The organism is Pseudomonas marincola, assembly GCF_900116605.1.
In the GTDB taxonomy this organism is placed as follows: domain Bacteria; phylum Pseudomonadota; class Gammaproteobacteria; order Pseudomonadales; family Pseudomonadaceae; genus Aquipseudomonas; species Aquipseudomonas marincola.
Genome location: NZ_FPBC01000004.1, coordinates 1 through 21,418, shown reverse-complemented (window position 1 = coordinate 21,418; position 21,418 = coordinate 1). Strand labels below are relative to the sequence as shown.

The window sequence follows — 21,418 nt, the reverse complement described above, 5'->3', positions numbered from 1 at the left end:
TCCACTGCCCTGCATCTACAGGAATCAACATGAGCGAAAGCTTTGCGGAACTCTTTGAAGAAAGCCTAAAAACCCTCGACATGCAGCCGGGCGCCATCATCACTGGCCTGGTAGTCGACATCGACGGTGACTGGGTTACCGTTCATGCCGGTCTGAAGTCTGAGGGCGTCATCCCGCTCGAGCAGTTCTTCAACGAACAAGGCGAGCTGACCATCAAGGTCGGTGACGAAGTCCACGTTGCGCTGGACGCGGTTGAAGATGGCTTCGGTGAAACCAAGCTGTCCCGCGAAAAAGCCAAGCGCGCTGAGTGCTGGATTGTTCTGGAAGCAGCTTTCGCCGCTGAAGAAGTGGTTACGGGCGTTATCAACGGTAAGGTTAAAGGCGGCTTCACTGTCGACGTTAACGGCATCCGTGCGTTCCTGCCAGGTTCTTTGGTCGATGTGCGTCCAGTGCGTGATACCACTCACCTGGAAGGCAAAGAGCTGGAGTTCAAGGTCATCAAGCTGGACCAGAAGCGCAACAACGTTGTTGTTTCTCGTCGTAGCGTCCTCGAAGCTGAGAACAGTGCTGAGCGTGAAGCTCTGCTCGAGTCTCTGCAGGAAGGCCAGCAAGTTAAAGGTATCGTCAAGAACCTCACAGATTACGGCGCATTCGTTGATCTGGGCGGTGTTGACGGCCTGCTGCACATCACAGACATGGCTTGGAAGCGCATCAAGCATCCTTCCGAGATCGTCAACGTTGGTGACGAAATCGACGTTAAGGTTCTGAAATACGATCGCGAGCGTAACCGCGTATCGCTGGGCCTGAAGCAGCTGGGCGAAGACCCGTGGGTTGCTATCAAGGCTCGTTACCCAGAAAACACCCGCGTTGTTGCACGCGTAACCAACCTGACCGACTACGGCTGCTTCGCAGAGCTGGAAGAAGGCGTGGAAGGCCTGGTGCACGTATCCGAAATGGATTGGACCAACAAAAACATCCACCCGTCTAAAGTCGTTCAGGTTGGCGACGAAGTGGAAGTTATGGTTCTCGACATCGACGAAGAACGCCGCCGTATCTCCCTGGGTATCAAGCAGTGCAAAACTAACCCGTGGGAAGACTTCTCGGGTCAGTTCAACAAAGGCGACAAGATCTCCGGCACCATCAAGTCGATCACCGATTTCGGTATCTTCATTGGTCTGGATGGCGGCATCGACGGCCTTGTTCACCTGTCCGACATCTCCTGGAACGAAGTAGGCGAAGAAGCTGTACGCCGCTTCAAGAAAGGCGACGAGCTGGAAACCGTTATCCTCTCCGTTGATCCGGAGCGTGAGCGCATTTCCCTGGGCATCAAGCAGCTGGAAGACGATCCGTTCTCCAACTATGTTTCCGTTAACGACAAAGGCACCATCGTGCGCGGCGTTGTGAAGGAAGTTGATGCTAAAGGCGCAATCATCGACCTGGGCAACGAGATCGAAGCCACTCTGAAAGCTTCTGAAATCAGCCGTGACCGCGTTGAAGACGCGCGCAACGTTCTGAAAGAAGGCGAAGAAGTTGAAGCCAAGATCATCAGCGTTGATCGTAAGAGCCGCGTAATCAGCTTGTCGATCAAGTCGAAAGACGTTGAAGACGAAAAAGAAGCAATCAAAGAGATGCGCACCAAGCAGGACGAAGCTGCTCCTGCTGGTCCGACCACCATCGGTGATCTGATCCGCGCACAAATGGAAAACCAGAACTAAGTTCAGGTAGACCATAGAAAAAGGGCGACTTCGGTCGCCCTTTTTTTTAGCTGCGGTTTAGGGGTGAAGGGTATATCAAAGCGATATTTGGCAGCATAGTGACTTGATTTATGACACTGCATGATGTCAAATTGCCGCCGCTGGAAATCGAGCGTTTGTGGCAAAAGTGAATGCGCCGCTAATCCCTTGATTTATATACTGTTCAAAATTCTGAAGGCGTGCTAAAACCTTTATATCGAGTGATCTAGCTGCTTGAAAAAGAAGGGAAAACCATGACCAAGTCAGAGTTGATCGAAAGAATAGTAACGCACCAGGGCCAGCTCTCATCCAAGGATGTCGAGCTAGCCATCAAAACCATGCTTGAGCAAATGTCTCAGGCGCTGGCTACCGGAGATCGGATAGAGATCCGAGGCTTTGGTAGCTTTTCGCTACACTTCAGGGCGCCACGAGTAGGGCGCAACCCGAAGACAGGGCAGTCCGTCTGTCTGGATGGCAAATTTGTACCGCACTTTAAGCCAGGGAAGGAACTCAGAGACAGGGTGAATGAGGACGAGTGAGGCTTAAAGCGTGGCTTGAGAACGAATTTCTCTTTTATGAAAGTCTTTGGCATCAATGACAGCTGTTTGATGTCTGATATCAGTTAGTGAAACAACCTTTACGCTGTAAGATTGATTATTTAGAAGGAATAGATAGCGGATATCATTTTACTATAATGATAATCATTTCTATTTGTGAGGGATAGACAGCTATTACATGCGCTGTCTCTATTTTAAAGGTAATTTTTCAAGTGAAAATTCTAGTCACTGGCGGTGCTGGCTTTATTGGTTCTGCTGTAATTCGTCATATTATTTCGAATACTGCAGATTCTGTAGTTAACGTCGATAAACTTACCTATGCCGGTAATTTAGAATCTCTTGCCGAAGTTTCCCTGAGTGAGCGCTACGTATTCGAGCGTGTGGATATTTGCGATTGTTCGGAAATTGATCGTATCTTCGCTCAGTATCAGCCCGACGCAATCATGCACTTAGCTGCAGAGTCGCATGTGGATCGCTCGATCAGCGGACCGTCCGAGTTTATCCAGACGAACATTATCGGCACCTACACATTACTGGAGTCAGCTCGCCAATACTGGGCGAGTTTGGATGAAGAACGCAAAGCAAAATTCCGCTTTCATCACATATCAACTGATGAAGTTTATGGAGACCTTGAAGGTCCCGAAGACCTGTTCACTGAGACGACACCATATCAGCCAAGTTCACCTTACTCTTCTAGCAAAGCAAGTTCGGATCATCTAGTGAGAGCATGGCGTCGCACTTATGGTCTGCCGACGTTGATCACTAATTGCTCCAACAATTATGGGCCATACCACTTCCCTGAGAAACTTATTCCTCTGATCATTTTAAATGCGCTGGAAGGGAAGTCCTTGCCTGTATATGGCAAGGGAGATCAAGTTCGCGATTGGTTGTACGTTGAAGATCATGCCCGCGCTCTTTATAAAGTCGTCACTGAAGGTAAGGTCGGAGAGACCTACAATATCGGCGGGCACAACGAAAAACAAAACATAGAAGTGGTGCATACTCTGTGTGCTTTGCTTGATGATTTATGTCCTGAGTCACCTCACCGTCCTCATCACAGTTTAATTACTTATGTGAAAGATCGCCCAGGACATGATCAGCGTTATGCCATCGACGCGAGCAAGATTCAACGTGAACTTGGCTGGTCTCCAGAAGAAACATTCGAAAGCGGAATCCGAAAAACGGTAGAGTGGTACCTGAGCAATGCCAGTTGGGTGGAAAATGTTAAAAGTGGAAGTTATCAGCAGTGGATTGATCTGAATTACACCGGCCGTGTTAGTGTAGTATGAAAATACTTTTGTTTGGTAAAAATGGTCAAGTTGGCTGGGAGTTACAGCGCGCACTTGCCCCACTCGGAGAACTAATTGCCCTTGATCGCCATGTCATTGACGGTATAAGCGGTGATCTGTGTAATCTAGATTTATTACGGGCATCGATTAGAACCATTAAGCCTGAGATAATAGTAAACGCTGCTGCATATACCGCTGTTGATAAGGCTGAATCCGAAAATCAGCTTGCTGATCTGATAAATGCTCGTGCAACTGAAGTTATGGCCGAGGAGGCTGTAATATTAGGAGCCTGGCTAATTCACTATTCTACAGATTATGTGTTCAGCGGCGCAGGCTCAACGCCTTGGCAAGAATCAGATTGTGTTTCGCCAGTGAACTACTATGGTTTAAGTAAGCTAGCTGGTGAGCAGGCAATTCAAGCTTCCGGTTGTAAGTATTTAATCTTTCGCACCAGTTGGGTCTACAGTGCGTTCGGCCATAATTTCGCCAAGACTATGCTGCGCTTAGCTAAAGAGCGTGAATCATTAAATGTCATTGCTGATCAAGTTGGCACCCCTACTGGAGCCGATTTGATAGCTGATGTCACAGCGCACGCAATCCGAAAATCGATAACTAAGCCTGAGCTGGCCGGAATATACCATTTAGCCGCAGCTGGGGAAGTATCATGGCATGGTTATGCCTGTCATGTATTCAATATAGCGAAGCTGCAGGGCGAAAAACTATTGGTAGAGGACGTCAACCCCATTGAAACAACAGCGTATCCAACTCCCGCCCGTCGACCGCTTAACTCACGGTTGAATACACAGAAGTTACGTAAGACTTTTTCAATACATTTACCGGATTGGCAGTGTGGCGTAACTAGAATGTTAATGGAAGTTTTTAATAAATGAATACAAATAATCGTAAAGGCATTATTTTAGCTGGCGGTTCAGGCACTCGTTTGCATCCACTTACATTAGGTGTATCGAAACAGATGTTGCCGATATATGACAAGCCAATGATTTTTTATCCGCTATCGGTTTTAATGCTCGCTGGGATGCGTGAGATATTGATTATTTCAACACCTGAGGACCTACCAAATTTTCGAAAGTTACTTGGCGATGGAGGTTCATATGGGATTGAGCTTACTTATGCAGTACAGCCAAGTCCTGATGGTTTGGCGCAAGCATTTATTATCGGCGAAGAATTTATAGGCGACGATTCGTGTTGTCTTATCCTTGGTGATAATATTTTCTATGGACAGCACTTTTCAGAAAATCTTCACGCAGCGACTGCTCAGGTAAATGGAGCAACAGTTTTCGGTTATCATGTATCTGACCCTGAGCGGTTTGGTGTTGTTGAGTTTGATGAAGCCGGTCGGGCACTGAGTATTGAAGAAAAGCCGTCAAAGCCTAAGTCAAACTATGCTGTGACTGGGCTATATTTCTATGATAATGAAGTTGTAGAGATTGCAAAATCGATAGAACCATCTGAGCGTGGTGAGTTAGAAATAACAGATGTTAATCGAGCGTATCTAGCACGGAAAGCACTCAATGTTGAGATTTTAGGCCGCGGTTTTGCTTGGTTAGACACTGGTACTCATGACTCTTTGCTAGAGGCCAGCCACTTCGTTCATACCATTGAACAGCGCCAGGGGCTCAAAGTAGCTTGTCTTGAAGAAATTGCTTTTCACAATGGATGGATAACAGCTGAACAGTTACGAACGCAAGCTGATGCCTTGAAGAAAACGGGATACGGGCAGTATTTGTATAAAATTTTAGAGGCATGAGGAACACCAAGCTTATCTTCGAATCTGACATCAACATAATCAATCAGTGGATATTGCATGCCATTAGAACATCCAAAAGTTGCAGTTTTATTGGCCGCATATAATGGTATGCGCTGGATTGAAGAGCAGTTGAATACAATTTTATATCAAACTGATGTGAAGTTGACAGTTTTTATCAGTATTGATCCTTCAACAGACGGTACTGAGCTTTGGTGTCACAGCTATGCGGCAGATAATTCAAACGTTTATGTGTTGCCTTCTGCCGGAAAGTTTGGTGGTGCAGCACTAAACTTTTTCCGTCTATTTCGTGATGTAGACATCTCTTCTTTTGATTATGTTGCATTGTCCGATCAAGATGACCGCTGGCATTCAGATAAATTGAGTAGAGCAATAAAAATATTAGAAAGTACTAGTTATGATGCTTATTCAAGCAATGTAATTGCATTTTGGCCCAGCGGAAAGAAATCTTTTCTCAATAAAGCACAGCCCCAGGTTGAGTGGGATTATTTGTTCGAAGCGGCAGGGCCAGGTTGTACTTATGTATTTAGCAAGGCACTTGGAAGTAATCTCAAGACAGCGATCACCGATAATTGGGAGGCTATACAGAAAGTAGGCCTTCATGATTGGTACTGCTACGCGTATGCGCGTGGCAATTCCTACGAATGGTATATAGATCCCGTACCATCAATGGATTATAGGCAGCATAGTAATAATCAAGTCGGGGCAAATCAGGGGTTGAAACCCTTAATTATACGGTATAAAAAAATCCATAATGGATGGTGGTTCAATCAAGTTAAATTAATAGTAGATATAATCGGTAAAAGTAGCGATCCTTTTGTTAAAAAATGGCTAGGATTGCAGCCGCTGCATTTACTGTTACTTTCTTTTAAAGCATGGAACTGCCGCAGACGGGTTCGTGACAAATTCTTATTTTTCTGTATTTGCTGGCTAACTGCTCTGACAGGGGGTAAGCCATGAAACAATCAAAAAAAATACTTGTAACTGGCGCATCAGGGCTAGTTGGTAGAGCATTTGTGGAGCGATTACTAAAGGATGGTGATTACGAACCCGTTATCGCTGCGAGAGGAGCGACTGGCTTCGAAAGCTCATGCGTAATATTACCATTTGATCTTGCTAGGCAGACTAATATATCCATTTCAGATGATATTGAAGTTGTCGTTCATGCTGCGGCACGAGTGCATGTCATGGAAGAGCCAGCTGCAGAGGCGCTATCAGAATATCGTAAGATCAATGTTGAAGCTACAGAGCGTTTAGCGCGCCAAGCTGTAAGCGCTGGTGTTAAACGGTTCATATTCATCAGTACAATAAAAGTTAATGGTGAAGAAACAATATTGGATCAACCGTTTACTGCTGATGATAAGCCTGCACCCAGTGACCCATATGCAGTTTCTAAGTACGAGGCTGAGCTCGCCTTAAAAGAAATTGCAGCGACTACAAGTCTTGAAGTCGTTATTATAAGGCCCGCACTTGTTTACGGACCCGGGGTAAAAGCTAATTTCCATCGATTAATGAAGTGGTTGGGTTCGGGGTTACCGCTTCCTTTGGGTGCTATTAAAAACAAACGAAGCCTCTTGTTTGTCGATAATCTAGTGGACTTGATTATTACCTGTGTTGTGCATCCGGCAGCGGGTAATCAAATTTTTTTAGCGTGTGATGGATATGACCTATCAACAACTGAGTTGCTTCAACATCTATCCAGAGCACTCAGTAAAAATAATATTATTATCCCTGTATCAGAAAAGCTACTTCTAAAAATGGCAAGTCTGATAGGTAAGCGGTCCGTCGCACGACGACTACTAGGTTCTTTGCAAATTGATATAAGCAAAAATCATGAAGTATTAGACTGGTATCCGCCGATTAGTGTCAAATTGGGTATAAAGAATACAGTTGATTATTATTTGAGATCTAGACATTGATGAGTGCTTTGTGGATTTTACCTTTAGTTCTCTGCGTATCTTGGGGGGGGACTTATTTTTTAAGACGTTATGCTCTCATGGACGTTCCTAATGAGCGAAGTTCCCATTCTGTTCCGACCCCAAGAGGGGGCGGAGTTGCTATAGTTCTCGCATTCATTTTGGGGATGGTATTATTATTTGAGCATGATTTGGTTCAAATCTCCCTTTTCTTCGGTGTTGTTGGGACCGGGCTAGTAGTAGCTATTATCGGTTTTGCTGACGATCACGGCCATATCGCAGCTAAGTGGCGACTCATAGGCCATTTTGTTGCATCTATTTGGGCACTATATTGGTTGGGAGGTTTGTCTCCAATCCAAGTGTTTGGTGTAACGTACGACCTTGGTTGGCTAGGCCATATTCTAGCTTGCACATACCTTGTGTGGATGCTGAATTTATATAATTTCATGGATGGAATAGATTTACTAGCAAGCGCCGAGTGTGTATTTGTATGTTTAGGTATGTGTATAGTTTTTTATGTTCAAGGACATGTAAGTCTTATTTTCTATACGACAATACTTGCTATGGCTGTACTAGGTTTCCTTTTTTGGAATTACCCGCCTGCAAAAATATTTATGGGAGATGCAGGAAGTGGTTTTCTTGGGATCGTACTAGGTGTATTAACTATCATCTGTAATAACATAAGCTCTGAACTGCTATGGAGTTGTTTAATATTATTGGCTGTATTTATAGTTGATGCAACTATTACGCTTTTTTCACGACTCTTCAATGGTGAAAACATATACCAAGCACATAGGACTCATGCTTATCAGATTGCTGCCGTAAAGCTAAACAGTCATTTATGCGTCATAAAGTTAGTATCCCTGGTTAATTTTTTTTGGCTTCTCCCGCTCGCCTATGCTGTCGCCACAAAGGCAGTTGCAGGGGTTGTCGGTTTAGTCGTTGCTTACTTTCCATTGATAGTTCTAGTAATAAGGTGTCGTGCTGTACATGTGTCGTTGCGATAATTTTATGCTTGTGGCGTGAACGCTAAATTAAAAAAACTGATTAAACTAAAGTGATAGATAGTATGGAGATATTAGATGCAGCATAAAGATAATAACTTGAACTTACTTAGATTAGTTGCTGCATTGTTTGTGCTTTATGCTCACTCTTTTGCATTCTATGGAAATGCCCCTAAAGGCTTCCTGGGACTGGAATCCTATGGCGGTCTAGGCGTAAATATTTTTTTTATAATCAGTGGATATTTAATTGTAAAAAGTTGGGATGCTAACCCTCATACTTTCGATTTTATGGTTAAAAGATCACTGAGGATTTTTCCCGCTCTGATCGTTTTAGTATTAATCACTATGTTTTTAGTAGGACCAATATTTACAACACTTAGCCTAGAGGATTATTTTGGGCATCCCCAGTTCACCAATTACTTTAATAATATTATTCTGAGTCCTGTATTTTACCTACCAGGTGTACTTGAAAATGCGCGAATTGCTAATGCAGTGAACGGTTCGCTCTGGAGTTTGCCTGTCGAGTTCTTCATGTACCTTATAGTTTTGTTTATGGGCATATCTTTAGAAGTAGTCGTGTGATGTACGCCGCTCTTGTATTTACATTTATAATGGTGATTTATTTCTGGTGCTGGAAGGGGGCTGAGGCATTTGTAATATATGGCACCGATGTAAGGCAAATTTTTATCACCGGTATTTATTTTCTAATAGGCACTTGCTTTGCGAAATGGAAATTAGAGCGTTTATTTACGCTGTCAGGTGTTTGTGTTCTCATCATGTTGACAGTTCTTATCGCACCTTATGAACTATTCGCCAAGTATATTTTATGGTTCACATTACCATACATTGTCCTCGCCTATGGATTGTCGACGAGTAAAATGGGTAGTTTAGTCAACCGGGTTGGGGATTGCTCATATGGAGTTTACATATATGCCTTTCCAGTACAACAGTTTGTGCTGCTCGTTTATCCTGAAATATCTTATGTATCGTATCTGCTTGTTACGTTGCTTATTACGTTATTCTTGGGTTATTGCTCTTGGCATCTTATAGAAAAGCACGCCTTGAAGCTTAAACCCAAGGATAAGCGTGTTATTAATTTTGATGTGCCAAATATCTCATCAAGCAATGCTGTTGTAGAAGGTTCTACTAATCTACCTAGGTCAACTTTATGATATTTTAGAGGTTAAATAAATACAATTAACCGTTATGGTGTTTGTAGTTCCTACGTCGTGCTCGGTGATTGACTACCCTTAGAAAATCATCTGTATGCTACTAATAGAGATTGGTAATTAATGCAAAGTTTCCCAGCAAATCCACGATCAATAATTGATGGCTTCTGGAACAACCGCCATTTGATCAAGTCATTTGTGATCAGAGATGTCCTCGGTCGATATCGTGGTTCAATCATGGGGCTGTTGTGGTCATTCTTGAATCCACTTTTTATGTTAGTTGTCTATACCTTTGTTTTTAGCGTGGTATTCAAGGCACGCTGGGGAACGGGCAGTGACTCTAAAACTGAGTTTGCTCTGATATTATTTTCTGGGTTAATAGTTTTTTCGCTATTTGCTGAATGTATTAATCGTGCCCCAACGCTGATAGTTAATAATCCGAATTATGTTAAGAAGGTCATTTTTCCGCTTGAAATATTGCCTTGGATCAATCTTGGCTCTGCATTGTTTCATAGCGTGATAAGCTTAGTCGTTTGGATGCTTGCGTACATAATATTTTTTGGACTGCCGCACATTACTGTTTTTTATTTGCCTCTTGTTCTTATACCTTTATTGCTATTGATTATGGGACTCAGTTGGGCGTTATCATCGTTAGGGGTATATCTAAGGGATGTTTCACAGTTTATAGGAATTGTTACAAGCACCATGATGTTTCTATCCCCGATTTTTTATCCAGTTACAGCGTTGCCAGAGAGCTATAGGTGGGTTCTTTATTTGAATCCTTTGACCCCGGTAATCGAGCAGATGCGAAACGTATTGTTCTGGGGAAAGATTCCTGATTTCAAAATTTTAGCAATATATACAGTTATCATGCTATTAGTTGCTTTGCTTGGTTTCGTTTGGTTCCAGAAAACTCGGAAGGGCTTCGCTGATGTCATCTGATGTTACTATCAAAGTTGATAATTTGAGCAAATGCTATCAAGTGTACGAGCAGCCAGTTGATCGTTTGAAGCAATTTGTATTGCCAAAACTACAAAGCGTGTTTAGAGGTAGTTCTGAAAAGTATTATCGTGAGTTTTGGGCGTTAAACGATGTCTCATTTGAGGTGCGTAAGGGTGAAACTGTAGGAATTGTTGGACGTAATGGCAGTGGCAAGTCGACTCTTTTGCAGGTCATTTGTGGAACGCTTCAGCCAACGGCTGGTTCCGTAACTACATCCGGCCGGATTGCTGCTCTACTAGAACTAGGCTCAGGTTTCAATCCTGAATTTAGCGGACGTGAAAATGTTTACATGAATGCAGGCATATTAGGCCTAACCAAGCAGGAGATTGATGAGCGTTATGACGCTATTATTGATTTCGCTGATATTGGAGCGTTTATTGAACAGCCGGTAAAGACATATTCTAGCGGCATGTATGTAAGGCTGGCATTTGCTGTTATCGCCAATGTTGATGCCGATATTTTGATTGTTGACGAAGCCTTAGCAGTTGGCGATATATTTTTTACGCAAAAGTGCATGCGCTTTTTAACGGACTTCAAAAAGAAGGGCACGATCTTATTTGTTACTCACGACACAAACAGCGTCATGAGCCTGTGTGATCGTGCTGTTTGGCTAGATCATGGCAAACGTCTTGCTTACGATAAGTCTAAGTATGTCTGTGAGGCATATTTAGCTGAATTTTATGCTTCGTCTACTTCCGTCCAGCCAACGGAATCCTCGAGCCTCAATCAAGAATCGAGTGGGCGCCATGCACCAAGTCAAGATGAGTTTCGAGATTTTAGACAAGATTTTATTAATGCTTCATGTCTAAGAAATGATATTGAGGTATTCAAGTTCAATGATTCCAGTCAATCTTTTGGTACCAAGAGCGCATATATAACCGATGCCTATCTTGCCAGTCCCGATGGAGTCGCCGCAGCTTGGTACGTCGGTGGAGAATTAGTACAGTTGCATATAAAGGCATATACAGATGTAGTAGTTAATAATCCGATTGTAGGTTTCTTGGTCAAGGATAAAAATGGGCAGCATCTGTTTGGTGATAACACATATTTATCCTTTTCAGATGGTGAACTCGCAATTCCTGGCTCTACAACTTTCAATGCTATGTTTGAATTTCGGATGCCTACATTACCTGCTGGTGATTACACCATAGGTGTTGCGATAGCTGAAGGCACGCAAAAAGAACATGTCATTCATTCTTGGGTGCATGATGCCTTGGCTTTTAAATCACACAGCAGTAGCGTCTCCACAGGTTTGGTTGGCATTCCAATGAAAAAAATTGAGTTAAAAGTCAATGAGTGAAAAATATAAATTCTCTTATGAGCCTATCAGTGTTTATGCGTGTGCTGTAGACCTCATCAAGCTATACTCAGCCCCAGGCTCAATCCATATAGATCTCGGCTGCGGTTATGCTGCTATAGCAGGGGCGCTAGTTGATTCAGGTATTAAGTACATTGGCTTCGATGCGAATCTCGATAGCGTCAATCAGTTAACAGCTAATGGCATTGATGCCTATTGTCTTGATTTGAACGACCTGGATGAACTGCTACTCAAAGTTGAAAGCTTATGCGCCAACTATAAAACGATAACAATTTCGATGCTGGATGTCATTGAACATCTAGATTATGAATGCCAGATTCTAACTAGATTGAAGACGGCATTTAGCAGTGATCAGCAGTATCATCTAATCCTGTCCGTTCCGAATACGTCGCATACTGATGTTGCAGTCAAGTTGCTTTCTGGTGAGTTTACTTATCTAGATACAGGATTGTTAGACAAAACACATACTGTTATCTATACAGAGCACAATCTTTCAGAAGTCGTAAAACGCAACGGTTGGTCGCAGGTTGCAATAAAAGACTATCGTCTTGAGTTCAGTGAGCAGTTCCAATTTGGAGAGTCTATTGTCCTGAATCGAGATACTGGCATAGGTCATGATTTGCGTCAGCTAAAGGGTTTACTAGATAGTAATGCAGATGTTTATCAATTTGTTCGTGCATACAAACCGACTTTCCAGCAGGCTTTTGATACTAATCATCTTGCATTGTCAGATAAATTAAAATTAGGTTTGTATTTCATTAAAGATGCGGATTGTGATGCAATCCTGAAATTTTCTGAAATTATATATTCTTCAGACTTTAAAGATCAGATTTTTTTGTATGTCCATGAGTCTGATTTGCGTCGGTTCCATGACAGCCCATTCAGTAACTTTCGAACCTATAATGACTGTTTGGACGGTGCTGTTATCGGTGATTTTACTGAGGCAGACTTTTATCTGTTTGTCAATGACCCTGCGCATGTGTGCCTTGACTCGTTGTCCTCGTTCTTATCTGATTATCAATTTATCAGGGGAAGAGAGTTAATCGTTATTGCTGATGAATCGTATATATCATGTTTATCAAACCAATTCGAAAGCATAATTGCTCTTCGACATATAAACTCCTGGCAGATTATCATTCCAAAGTTGTTTCTTGCTAAATATTCAGGTCCAGTCATTTATTTGCCCAATCATCGGGCTTGGATAGATTTTATAATTGAGGCCGGTCTATTTTGTGGTGTTAAAAATAGTCATTACCTCAGGCAGTCAACCTATAACGTATCTCCATTAATTGAGTATGATATAGAATACAAATATCTAATCAGCAAGCATGAATTTTCTAGGTATATATTTAGGTCTGGCGTTTGGTCAGATTTAACGTCTGATGTTTTCGAATCCTTGTTGTCTAGAAATGTAACTCTATTAGAGTCATTGGCGGACTTAGAGGCTGGTGTAGATTCATTGAGGAATAACCTGTCTCAAGCTGATTCTGACTATCGAAATCTTATTAATAGTCATTCATGGCGGCTAACTAAGCCGTTACGTTTCTTGCGGAGGTTGGCTGGTCAGTTCTCTTGCATGATAGCGCGTGTTTTCTCTGCTGATAAATTTACTTTGAAATATTTTGTTCGTCGCTGTTATTCCAAAGTTCCTGGCTTAAGATATTTATGGAGCTATTATTCAAGGCTCAGAATTAACGTTTCTTCTGCGCTCAAAGGTAACTCATTTTCTAAGAATAATTCGAGGGCCCTCGCGAACTTGACAAAATCAAGGTTCGAATCAGATAACGCTCTGCAATTTGGTGAAGTAGTCTGTGGACAGTTACCTGTTTTAGACATTTCTGCTGTGTCTTTTAATAGTTCTCGGTGGGTAGAGCCTTTCATAAAATCATTGATTTCGCAGGATTACCCTTTATCTAAGATTGCCTTTACTTTAGTGGATCACGGTTCTACTGACGATACTTTAAGTAAGTTTTATCAATTCATTGCTCCTCACAGTAATAAATTTTTTAAAGTCAATTTTATTCAGCAACCTAATCTTGGCTTTGGAGCGGGGCATGATCGTGCGATACGTTCTGGTTCCTCTGATTATTGTTTGATAGTCAATCTTGACTTGGAGTTTTCACGTTCAGCTATTTCATCTGTAGTCAGCGTTGCACTTGATGACCTTGCATCAGGTTCTAATTTTGCGAGTTGGGAGTTTAGACAAACACCTTATGAACATCCCAAATATTACGATCCAGTTACTTTAGAAACCAATTGGTCGTCTCATGCTTGTATACTTATATCGCGTTTGGCGTATGAAAAGTGTGGTGGGTATGATGATGCAATCTTCATGTATGGGGAGGACGTAGAGTTTTCTTATAGATTGCGTTCCTATGGTTATAGGCTCAAGTACGTGCCTTCAGCGCAGGTATTGCATCATACTTATGACCATGAGGGCGAGGTCAAGCCCCTTCAGTACACTGGAAGTGTATTGGGTAATGCATTCATTCGACTACGCTATGGGTCTTTTATCGATCGCCTTTATGCTTACGGCTTATATGGGGTTTTGTTTTTTATCCCTTCACCTTTCAAAGGGGCTAAACAGGCACTGTTGTCAAATGCTCGCAAACTTTTAACTTTAACCCCTCATTTTTTGAAGGGTAAAGGACCTGTCGATGCGGCATTCCCGCTTAGAGGGTTCGACTACGAAATGATTAAAGAAGGTGCATTTTGGCCTGTTGCAATAATCGATAGTCAACGGGATTATCCTCTCGTTACTATCATTACGCGTACCTATAAAGGACGAGGTACACTGTTAGGCCAGTCGATGTCCAGCGTATTCAATCAAACGTATCCCAATATTGAGCTGATCGTAGCAGAAGACGGCGGTGACACTCAAAAAAATTATGTTATGCAGAGATCCCTTGCTGCACCAAAAAATGTGAACGTTCGATTTATTGCTAATGAAAAAATAGGCCGTTCTGGTGTAGGTAATGCGGCGCTTAAGGCATCCACTGGCTCATATATAATGTTCCTTGATGACGATGACTTACTATTTGCTGATCATGTAGAAACATTGATGCATTGCCTCTTGTCAGATAACAATTTCGACGCTGCTTACAGTTTGGCTTTCGAGGTCTTGACTAGTATGGATGCTGACAAAATGTATTATCTTGAGAGTTCGATCCATACGCCAAGTTCTTTCTTTCAAGAGTGGGATTATCAGAAGCTTTTGCTGAGTAATTATATTCCTATTCAGTCTATTATTTTCAGTCGTAAGCTATACGAACTTTGGGGAGGTTTTGATCTTGAGTTGGATCAATTAGAGGATTGGAATCTTTGGTTGCGTTATGGTTATAAAGCAAATTTTAAATTTGTCCCTAAAACCACTTCTCTTTTTCGCACTCCCTCTGATATGGAGACTAGATTGAAGAGGCATGCTGAGTTACATGGGGCTTACAATTCAGCCTTGGATAAAGCGGTATCTGCTACCAAAGAGTTTGGTGGTTTTACTATTGGTGTTCCATGAGTTACCTTGTTTGTTCGTATGTCATTCATTGAGGTCTCCTCGCTTTCACTAACAGATGACCTGAAGTCCAATTCCAACCGCCAAGGAGATTGGATATGCAAAAAATTTTCACTGAAGAATAATTCATTGGCTTACTGCTGCAACGCCGAGATCGCTTCGCTTATCAAGGATCCCTGCGTTGACATGGCTTTTAGGAGGTCAGTTACTATCTCTGACGTAGTTAGTTTGGCCGGATGTGTGTATCGAATGCTTGGAGCCTGAAAGAACTTGAAACCGAAGCGCTCGGCTTAAGAAAATGCTCACTGCGTCAATGCTTGAGGTGGAGCGCACCCACCCTTGAGGCTTTTCGAAAAAATGGTGGGTGCACCCTGGCGTCGGCCGGGTGCGCCATATGCGGCCGCATTATCAGTGACCGCCTGGCGCTTTAGGTGATTCGAACTCTAGTGCATTGTGTACCAGCCATGGCCGGGTCGTACCTAGAGTTTGTGTGAGCGTATTGTCACCCTGGCTAATCTATGGCGCAGCAATGATTTACTTGAAGATGCGCCAAGCTGGCGAGATGGTCAACGACAAGCGGTTAGGTTGTGCCATGCTGACCTAAACTCATCACCGTTGAGTCAAGTTTTTTGATTGAGTCAGGTGGTAGCCCAATCCGAACTTTTTTTTCGAATTGTGTAAAGTCGTTTTCGTGATCAATGCCTGAACGAACACTGGTTCATCAGTCTGACGCAGGCCAAGGTGATCATTGAGTATTCGCGGCGGGTGAACAACCAAGAGCGATCGCACCAGGCTAAGCAACTGACCTAAAAATCCGTTACTTTTACTCAGGGTTCTGAAGTCAACAGCAGCTAGAAATGGGAAGATATTTGTGGTTGTCTATGGGCATTTTGTTTATTAATGTACAAGTTAAATTCCTGAGGGATAATGTCACCAATTTGGCTTTATTTGTCGTGATTTAGAGAGCTGTTCAAGGTGTGCTTCCTAAAGAAAATTCAACCTAATGATCTGCATAGTAGTTCCTTTAATTTCAGTTAAGGAAGTGGGTTGTATTTGAATATTTATCGTTTTGCACTTACCACTTCATTTCTTTCGCTTCAAGCCTTGAAAGCTTATACTGACAGCCATCGCCTCTGAAATTGGGATTTTCAAGTCATGCGCTCTAGATTTGGTCAGCTACGCAGCGTTTTACTTTCGTTGCCTCGGCGCCAGAAACGGTTGATACAAGTTTTCGCAGATGTTTGCCTTGTCTGGGTTTCTTTGTGGCTTTCTTTCATTGTGCGTCTTGGAATTGAAGGCGCATTCAACCCTCTTGAAGTGCACTCTTGGCTATTTGTTTGTGCACCAATTGTCGCTATCCCTTTGTTCATCCGTTTCGGTATGTATCGCGCCGTGATGCGCTATTTTGGTAATGATGCGCTGGTTGCGATTATCAAAGCTGTTAGCCTTTCTTCGTTAATTTTAGCTGTTGTTGTATATTGGTATAGCAATCATGATGCTGTCATACCTCGGTCCATAGTTTTTAACTATTGGTGGTTGAGCTTGGTTATTATTGGTGGTTTGCGTTTGCGTTTGCTTATGCGCCAATATTTTATGGGCAACTGGTTCTTTGCTTCCCATCATCATTCTGCTTTAAGTCGCGATACTGGGTTAACAAAGGTAGCTATCTACGGTGCTGGTGTTGCTGGTAACCAACTGGTCGCAGCCCTACGAATGGGGCGTTCTATGCGACCTGTCGCATTCATTGATGACGACTCAGGTATCGCTGACAGAACTATTTCTGGAATTCGTGTATATAAGCCTAAACATATTCGCCAGATGATCAATGTAACTGGCGCGGAAGAAATCCTTCTTGCGTTACCATCCTCCACTAGGGCACGACGCCGTGAAATTCTGAGCTATTTAGAACAGTTCCCATTACATGTGCGTAGTGTGCCTAACTTCACGGACCTCGCTAGTGGACGCGTCAAGGTCGATGATGTCCAAGAAGTCGATATTGCCGATCTGTTAGGCCGTGATTCGGTTCCTCCGCGCAAGCATCTGTTAGAGCAGTGTATTTTCAACAAGTCAGTAATGGTCACGGGGGCTGGTGGGTCTATCGGCTCAGAGCTGTGCCGCCAAATTATCACCTGTTGTCCAGTTACTCTTGTGCTGTTTGAGCATAGTGAATTCAATCTCTACAATATTCATGGTGAACTTCAGCAGCGTATTGAACGTGAATCTCTAAACATACAGCTTGTCCCTATCCTTGGGTCAATTCGTAATTCCGAACGGCTTTTGGGGGTCATGAAAGCTTGGTCGGTTGATACTGTATACCATGCGGCAGCCTACAAACATGTTCCGATGGTCGAGCATAACGTTGCTGAAGGCGTGCTCAATAACGTTCAAGGCACAGTTCTCACAGCCCAAGCTGCGATTCAGGTGGGTGTCGAAAATTTTGTACTTATTTCTACCGACAAAGCCGTTCGTCCTGCCAATGTCATGGGTAGTACAAAACGCCTAGCTGAAATGATCTTGCAGGCACTAAGCCGTGAGTCCGCTCCAATTCTGCTGGGCGAGTCTGACGTTGTTCATCATGTCAATAAAACGCGTTTTACTATGGTTCGCTTCGGCAATGTGCTCGGCTCTTCAGGTTCGGTTATCCCGCGGTTCTATGATCAAATCCGTCAGGGTGGGCCAGTCACTGTCACTCATCCAAACATCACTCGCTATTTCATGACCATTCCTGAGGCTGCGCAATTGGTAATTCAAGCTGGTTCCATGGGGCAGGGCGGGGATGTATTTGTATTAGACATGGGCCAGCCTGTACGAATTGCTGAGTTGGCCGAGAAGATGATTCACTTGAGTGGCCTCAGTTTGAGGACTGACAGGTGCCCACATGGTGACATCAGTATTGAGTTCACAGGTCTTCGGCCTGGGGAAAAACTCTATGAAGAGCTTTTGATAGGCGATAATGTAACGCCTACTGAGCATCCAATGATTATGCGAGCCGATGAAGAACATCTGCCTTGGGATGATTTTCGGCCAATTCTTACAGGGTTGTTTTCTGCTATAAAGGCTGATGACCTCGATAGAGTCCGCTGGGTCTTACGCTCGACGGTGAGTGGCTATAAGCCCGAAGGTGAAATTGTTGATTTGGTTTATTTGCAGCACCACCGAGAGACTTAATTCTAGGGCTTTGTCTCTATCATTCAGCATTATGATGTTGTGTCGTTATCAAGATTCACCTCGCTACACTCGGATCATCAATAACTGCAACAAGGCGAACTAGGTATGCAAAATCGCATGATGATCACGGGTGCAGGCTCCGGGCTGGGGCGCGAAATCGCTCTCCGCTGGGCTCGTGAAGGCTGGCGCTTAGCTTTAACTGACCTGAATGAGTCTGGTTTGGCTGAAACTTTGAGTCTGGTGATTGCTGCCGGTGGGGAGGGTTTTACACAACGATGCGATGTCCGAGATTACAGTCAGCTCACCGCGCTCGCTCAAGCTTGTGATGAGCGTTATGGTGGTATTGATGTAATTGTTAACAATGCAGGCGTTGCTTCAGGTGGCTTTTTTGACGAACTGTCGCTTGAGGACTGGGATTGGCAGATCGCGATCAATCTCATGGGTGTTGTCAAAGGGTGCAAGGCATTTTTACCGTTACTCAAACGTAGCAAGGGCAAGATTATTAACATCGCCTCGATGGCTGCCTTGATGCAAGGCCCTGCGATGAGCAATTATAATGTGGCCAAGGCCGGCGTTGTCGCTTTGTCGGAGAGCCTACTGGTTGAGCTCAAAGCTCAAGAAGTTGGTATTCATGTGGTGTGCCCGTCTTTTTTTCAAACCAACTTACTAGATTCTTTTCGTGGCCCTACTCCAGCCATGAAAGTGCAAGTGGGTAAACTTTTGGAAAGTTCTCCCATCAATGCAAGCGATATTGCGGATTATATTTATCAGCAAGTTAGTAAAGATGAGTTTATGATTCTACCGCATGAGGCAGGTCGCATGGCTTGGGCGCTTAAGCAAAAAAATCCGCAACTCATTTACGGTGAAATGACCAGCATGGCTGATCGCATGCGGGCAAAGTCCAGGTAGTTTTCTTTGTTCACAAGTTGCCTAGAGCCCGATACAGTCGGATTTGTCTTATAGCATGCTAAGAAAATGGCAATTAGGAAAATTAACCAATTGCCATTTTTTATCCCGAAGTTCAATGCCTGGCTTGGAAGTTAATTCCTATCATTCTTGGTTGAGCAATTGCTGAAGTGTCGGATTGATTTTATCTTTCGCAGATAGCTGTGGACTTTCGATTGGCCAGGGAATGCTCACATCTGCATCATTCCAGATCAGGCCACCCTCATCTTCGGGAAAGTAGAGCTCTGTACATTTATATTGAAAATCAGCCACTTCGCTTAAAACGCAGAATCCGTGAGCATAACCTGGCGGTACCCAGAGTTGCAGATGGTTTTCATCGTTAAGCTCAACGCCTACGTATTGTCCGCAGGTTGGTGAGTCCGGGTTAATGTCTACGGCTACGTCGTACACAGAGCCTCGGCTAACACGTACTAGTTTGCCCTGCGGGCGTGAACGTTGGAAGTGCAGGCCGCGAAGCACGCCGCGTTGTGAACGGGAGTGGTTATCTTGTACAAATGGAAGCTCAATGCCTACGTCTTTGTAGCGCTCTGTCTGAAAACTCTCAAGAAAAAAGCCACGATGATCTCCGAATACTTTCGGCTCAATAATAAGTACCCCTGCCAGCGCTGTTTCAGTGACCTTCATTAGTGATGTCTCATCCATTGTTGATTTGTGTCTGCTCAGTGTTGGAGCGCACTCAAGCATTATCTGTTTCAAATTCTATCACGCTGCGAAGTAGTCCAGGCATGCGATGATCTCTTCTTGCGACGTCCGACGTCTCCCCTGATTTGAGTCACCCAAGGTTTTCCTAGCCCCCCGACGTCTCCCCCGTCTTCAGTAGCAGTTGGCTTTAGAGTCCTGAGTAAATGTAACGGCTTTCGAGGCCAGTTGCTCGGCATAGGCCGATGGAGTCAATCCACCAAGTCCTTTCTTCGGTCGCTCTTCGTTGTACTCCCGCCGCCAAGACTCAATGATCACCTTGGCCTGCGGCAGACTGGTGAACCAGTGCTCGTTCAGGCATTCATCACGAAAACGGCCGTTAAACGATTCGATGTAAGCGTTCTGGTTGGGCTTACCCGGCTCAATTAAAAACAATTTCACTCCACGTTGATGAGCCCAGGTCAGCATGGCGCGGCCGCAGAACTCCTTGCCATTGTCTGTACGGATCGATTTGGGCAATCCCCGTGACATAGCCAGACGATCCAAAATTCGCGTGAGCGTGTGCCCACCAATGGCGCGTTCTGGCACGATGGCTACAGCCTCATGAGTTGCATCGTCAACCACGGTCAAACTCTTGATCACGCGCCCCTCAGCCGTTCGATCAAACAAGAAGTCCATCGACCAGATCTGATTGGCGGTACGCGGGCTACCTAACGGTTGTCGATCCGCTATCGGGATTTTCTTGCGCTTACGCCTTTTTACTTGCAAGCGGGCCTCGGTATACAAGCGTTCTACCCGCTTGTGGTTGACCATCTCGCCAGCTTGACGCAGCTTCAAGTAAATCATTGCTGCGCCATAACGTCGGTGTCTATGAGCCAGGGCTACAATGCGCTCACGCAAGTTCTGGTTACGGTCTGGCCTTGGCTGGTATCGCAGCGCGCTGGCGCTCATGCGGATCACCTGAAGCGCCCGGCGCTCACTCAAACCGCGGGCCGTCATATGGCGCACCAGCTCGCGACGTGAGGGTGCGCTCACCACTTTTTTCGCAAAGCCTCACGGGTGACTTCGATCTCCAGCATTGACTCGGCGAGCATTTTTTTCAGTCGGGCGTTTTCGGTTTCAAGCTCTTTCAGGCGCTTGGCATCCGACACGCTCATCCCACCAAATTTACTACGCCAGACATAATAACTGGCCTCCGAAAAGCCGTGCTGACGGCGGAGTTCCTTGATCGGTAACCCAGCCTCAGCTTCACGTAGGAAACCAATGATTTGCTCTTCAGTGAAACGTTTTTTCATGTCCAATCTCCTTGGTTGTTGGAATTGGACTCTAAAAGTGAGTGCTACTCAAATCGGGGGAGACGTCG

Annotated in this window: 17 protein-coding genes and 1 pseudogene; 16 read left to right on the top strand and 2 right to left on the bottom strand. The window is 44.1% G+C overall.

What is annotated here, in order from left to right:
• Nucleotides 1–29: 29 nt before the first annotated feature.
• From rpsA to BM395_RS07910, 16 genes and pseudogenes are all read left to right on the top strand, one after another.
• Complete coding sequence (gene rpsA, locus BM395_RS07975; RefSeq protein WP_069901883.1) at nucleotides 30–1,715, top strand: 30S ribosomal protein S1; 1,686 nt, start codon at nucleotides 30–32, stop codon at nucleotides 1,713–1,715.
• A 272-nt stretch (nucleotides 1,716–1,987) separates the two neighbouring features.
• Nucleotides 1,988–2,272 carry an integration host factor subunit beta gene (gene ihfB / locus BM395_RS07970; protein ID WP_069901884.1) on the top strand — a complete coding sequence of 95 codons (285 nt, stop codon included), beginning with the start codon at nucleotides 1,988–1,990 and terminating at the stop codon, nucleotides 2,270–2,272.
• Between the two features lie 230 nt (nucleotides 2,273–2,502).
• Nucleotides 2,503–3,579 carry a dTDP-glucose 4,6-dehydratase gene (gene rfbB / locus BM395_RS07965; protein ID WP_090510418.1) on the top strand — a complete coding sequence of 359 codons (1,077 nt, stop codon included), beginning with the start codon at nucleotides 2,503–2,505 and terminating at the stop codon, nucleotides 3,577–3,579.
• Complete coding sequence (gene rfbD / locus BM395_RS07960; RefSeq protein WP_090510416.1) at nucleotides 3,576–4,469, top strand: dTDP-4-dehydrorhamnose reductase; 894 nt, start codon at nucleotides 3,576–3,578, stop codon at nucleotides 4,467–4,469. The genes rfbB and rfbD overlap by 4 nt, the downstream gene beginning before the upstream one ends.
• Nucleotides 4,466–5,347 (top strand): glucose-1-phosphate thymidylyltransferase RfbA, encoded by an 882-nt coding sequence (gene rfbA, locus BM395_RS07955; protein WP_090510412.1) that lies wholly within the window; start codon nucleotides 4,466–4,468, stop codon nucleotides 5,345–5,347. Before rfbD ends, rfbA begins: the two co-directional genes overlap by 4 nt.
• Nucleotides 5,348–5,404: 57 nt before the next feature.
• Nucleotides 5,405–6,325 (top strand): glycosyltransferase, encoded by a 921-nt coding sequence (locus BM395_RS07950; RefSeq protein WP_090510409.1) that lies wholly within the window; start codon nucleotides 5,405–5,407, stop codon nucleotides 6,323–6,325.
• The gene (locus tag BM395_RS07945) at nucleotides 6,322–7,284 is read left to right on the top strand and encodes a UDP-glucose 4-epimerase family protein (RefSeq protein WP_090510406.1); all 963 of its coding nucleotides are present in this window, start codon (nucleotides 6,322–6,324) and stop codon (nucleotides 7,282–7,284) included. The genes BM395_RS07950 and BM395_RS07945 overlap by 4 nt, the downstream gene beginning before the upstream one ends.
• On the top strand, nucleotides 7,284–8,288 hold the full coding sequence (locus tag BM395_RS07940) for an MraY family glycosyltransferase (protein ID WP_090510404.1): 1,005 nt from the start codon (nucleotides 7,284–7,286) through the stop codon (nucleotides 8,286–8,288). Before BM395_RS07945 ends, BM395_RS07940 begins: the two co-directional genes overlap by 1 nt.
• Before the next feature lie 75 nt (nucleotides 8,289–8,363).
• Nucleotides 8,364–8,867 carry an acyltransferase family protein gene (locus BM395_RS23570; protein WP_244528948.1) on the top strand — a complete coding sequence of 168 codons (504 nt, stop codon included), beginning with the start codon at nucleotides 8,364–8,366 and terminating at the stop codon, nucleotides 8,865–8,867.
• On the top strand, nucleotides 8,867–9,457 hold the full coding sequence (locus tag BM395_RS23565) for an acyltransferase family protein (RefSeq protein ID WP_244528947.1): 591 nt from the start codon (nucleotides 8,867–8,869) through the stop codon (nucleotides 9,455–9,457). Before BM395_RS23570 ends, BM395_RS23565 begins: the two co-directional genes overlap by 1 nt.
• A gap of 120 nt (nucleotides 9,458–9,577) precedes the next feature.
• Entirely contained in the window at nucleotides 9,578–10,396 is an 819-nt protein-coding gene (locus BM395_RS07930) for an ABC transporter permease (RefSeq protein WP_090510401.1), read from the top strand.
• The gene (locus BM395_RS07925; protein WP_090510399.1) at nucleotides 10,386–11,756 is read left to right on the top strand and encodes an ABC transporter ATP-binding protein; all 1,371 of its coding nucleotides are present in this window, start codon (nucleotides 10,386–10,388) and stop codon (nucleotides 11,754–11,756) included. Before BM395_RS07930 ends, BM395_RS07925 begins: the two co-directional genes overlap by 11 nt.
• Nucleotides 11,749–15,285: a glycosyltransferase gene (locus tag BM395_RS07920; RefSeq protein ID WP_090510396.1), complete on the top strand. Its 3,537-nt coding sequence runs from the start codon at nucleotides 11,749–11,751 to the stop codon at nucleotides 15,283–15,285. The genes BM395_RS07925 and BM395_RS07920 overlap by 8 nt, the downstream gene beginning before the upstream one ends.
• A gap of 681 nt (nucleotides 15,286–15,966) precedes the next feature.
• Nucleotides 15,967–16,071, top strand: a pseudogene (locus tag BM395_RS23130) (integrase core domain-containing protein); the annotation flags it as partial.
• A gap of 366 nt (nucleotides 16,072–16,437) precedes the next feature.
• Entirely contained in the window at nucleotides 16,438–18,450 is a 2,013-nt protein-coding gene (locus BM395_RS07915) for a polysaccharide biosynthesis protein (protein WP_090510393.1), read from the top strand.
• Nucleotides 18,451–18,555: 105 nt separating this feature from the next.
• Nucleotides 18,556–19,359 carry an SDR family oxidoreductase gene (locus tag BM395_RS07910; protein WP_090510391.1) on the top strand — a complete coding sequence of 268 codons (804 nt, stop codon included), beginning with the start codon at nucleotides 18,556–18,558 and terminating at the stop codon, nucleotides 19,357–19,359.
• Between the two features lie 141 nt (nucleotides 19,360–19,500).
• On the opposite strand, the gene rfbC is transcribed toward BM395_RS07910, so the two are convergent.
• A complete protein-coding gene (gene rfbC / locus BM395_RS07905) occupies nucleotides 19,501–20,040 on the bottom strand; it encodes a dTDP-4-dehydrorhamnose 3,5-epimerase (protein WP_090510388.1) in 540 nt (179 codons plus the stop codon).
• Nucleotides 20,041–20,229: 189 nt separating this feature from the next.
• Nucleotides 20,230–21,350 (bottom strand): IS3 family transposase gene (locus BM395_RS07900; protein ID WP_090510385.1). Its coding sequence is split into 2 segments (ribosomal slippage): nucleotides 20,230–21,092 and nucleotides 21,092–21,350, totalling 1,122 coding nucleotides; the frame shifts between segments, so codons are not numbered across the junction.
• Nucleotides 21,351–21,418: the final 68 nt, after the last annotated feature.

Bases quoted from the DNA above. Each gene is read 5' to 3' on its own strand.
- BM395_RS07920 (WP_090510396.1), top strand. From the start codon at position 11,749: ATGAGTGAAAAATATAAATTCTCTTATGAGCCTATCAGTGTTTATGCG.
- BM395_RS23570 (WP_244528948.1), top strand. From the start codon at position 8,364: ATGCAGCATAAAGATAATAACTTGAACTTACTTAGATTAGTTGCTGCA.
- BM395_RS23565 (WP_244528947.1), top strand. From the start codon at position 8,867: ATGTACGCCGCTCTTGTATTTACATTTATAATGGTGATTTATTTCTGG.
- BM395_RS07950 (WP_090510409.1), top strand. From the start codon at position 5,405: ATGCCATTAGAACATCCAAAAGTTGCAGTTTTATTGGCCGCATATAAT.
- BM395_RS07925 (WP_090510399.1), top strand. From the start codon at position 10,386: ATGTCATCTGATGTTACTATCAAAGTTGATAATTTGAGCAAATGCTAT.
- rpsA (WP_069901883.1), top strand. From the start codon at position 30: ATGAGCGAAAGCTTTGCGGAACTCTTTGAAGAAAGCCTAAAAACCCTC.
- BM395_RS07915 (WP_090510393.1), top strand. From the start codon at position 16,438: ATGCGCTCTAGATTTGGTCAGCTACGCAGCGTTTTACTTTCGTTGCCT.
- rfbC (WP_090510388.1), bottom strand. From the start codon at position 20,040: ATGAAGGTCACTGAAACAGCGCTGGCAGGGGTACTTATTATTGAGCCG.
- ihfB (WP_069901884.1), top strand. From the start codon at position 1,988: ATGACCAAGTCAGAGTTGATCGAAAGAATAGTAACGCACCAGGGCCAG.
- BM395_RS07940 (WP_090510404.1), top strand. From the start codon at position 7,284: ATGAGTGCTTTGTGGATTTTACCTTTAGTTCTCTGCGTATCTTGGGGG.
- rfbD (WP_090510416.1), top strand. From the start codon at position 3,576: ATGAAAATACTTTTGTTTGGTAAAAATGGTCAAGTTGGCTGGGAGTTA.
- BM395_RS07945 (WP_090510406.1), top strand. From the start codon at position 6,322: ATGAAACAATCAAAAAAAATACTTGTAACTGGCGCATCAGGGCTAGTT.
- BM395_RS07930 (WP_090510401.1), top strand. From the start codon at position 9,578: ATGCAAAGTTTCCCAGCAAATCCACGATCAATAATTGATGGCTTCTGG.
- rfbA (WP_090510412.1), top strand. From the start codon at position 4,466: ATGAATACAAATAATCGTAAAGGCATTATTTTAGCTGGCGGTTCAGGC.
- BM395_RS07910 (WP_090510391.1), top strand. From the start codon at position 18,556: ATGCAAAATCGCATGATGATCACGGGTGCAGGCTCCGGGCTGGGGCGC.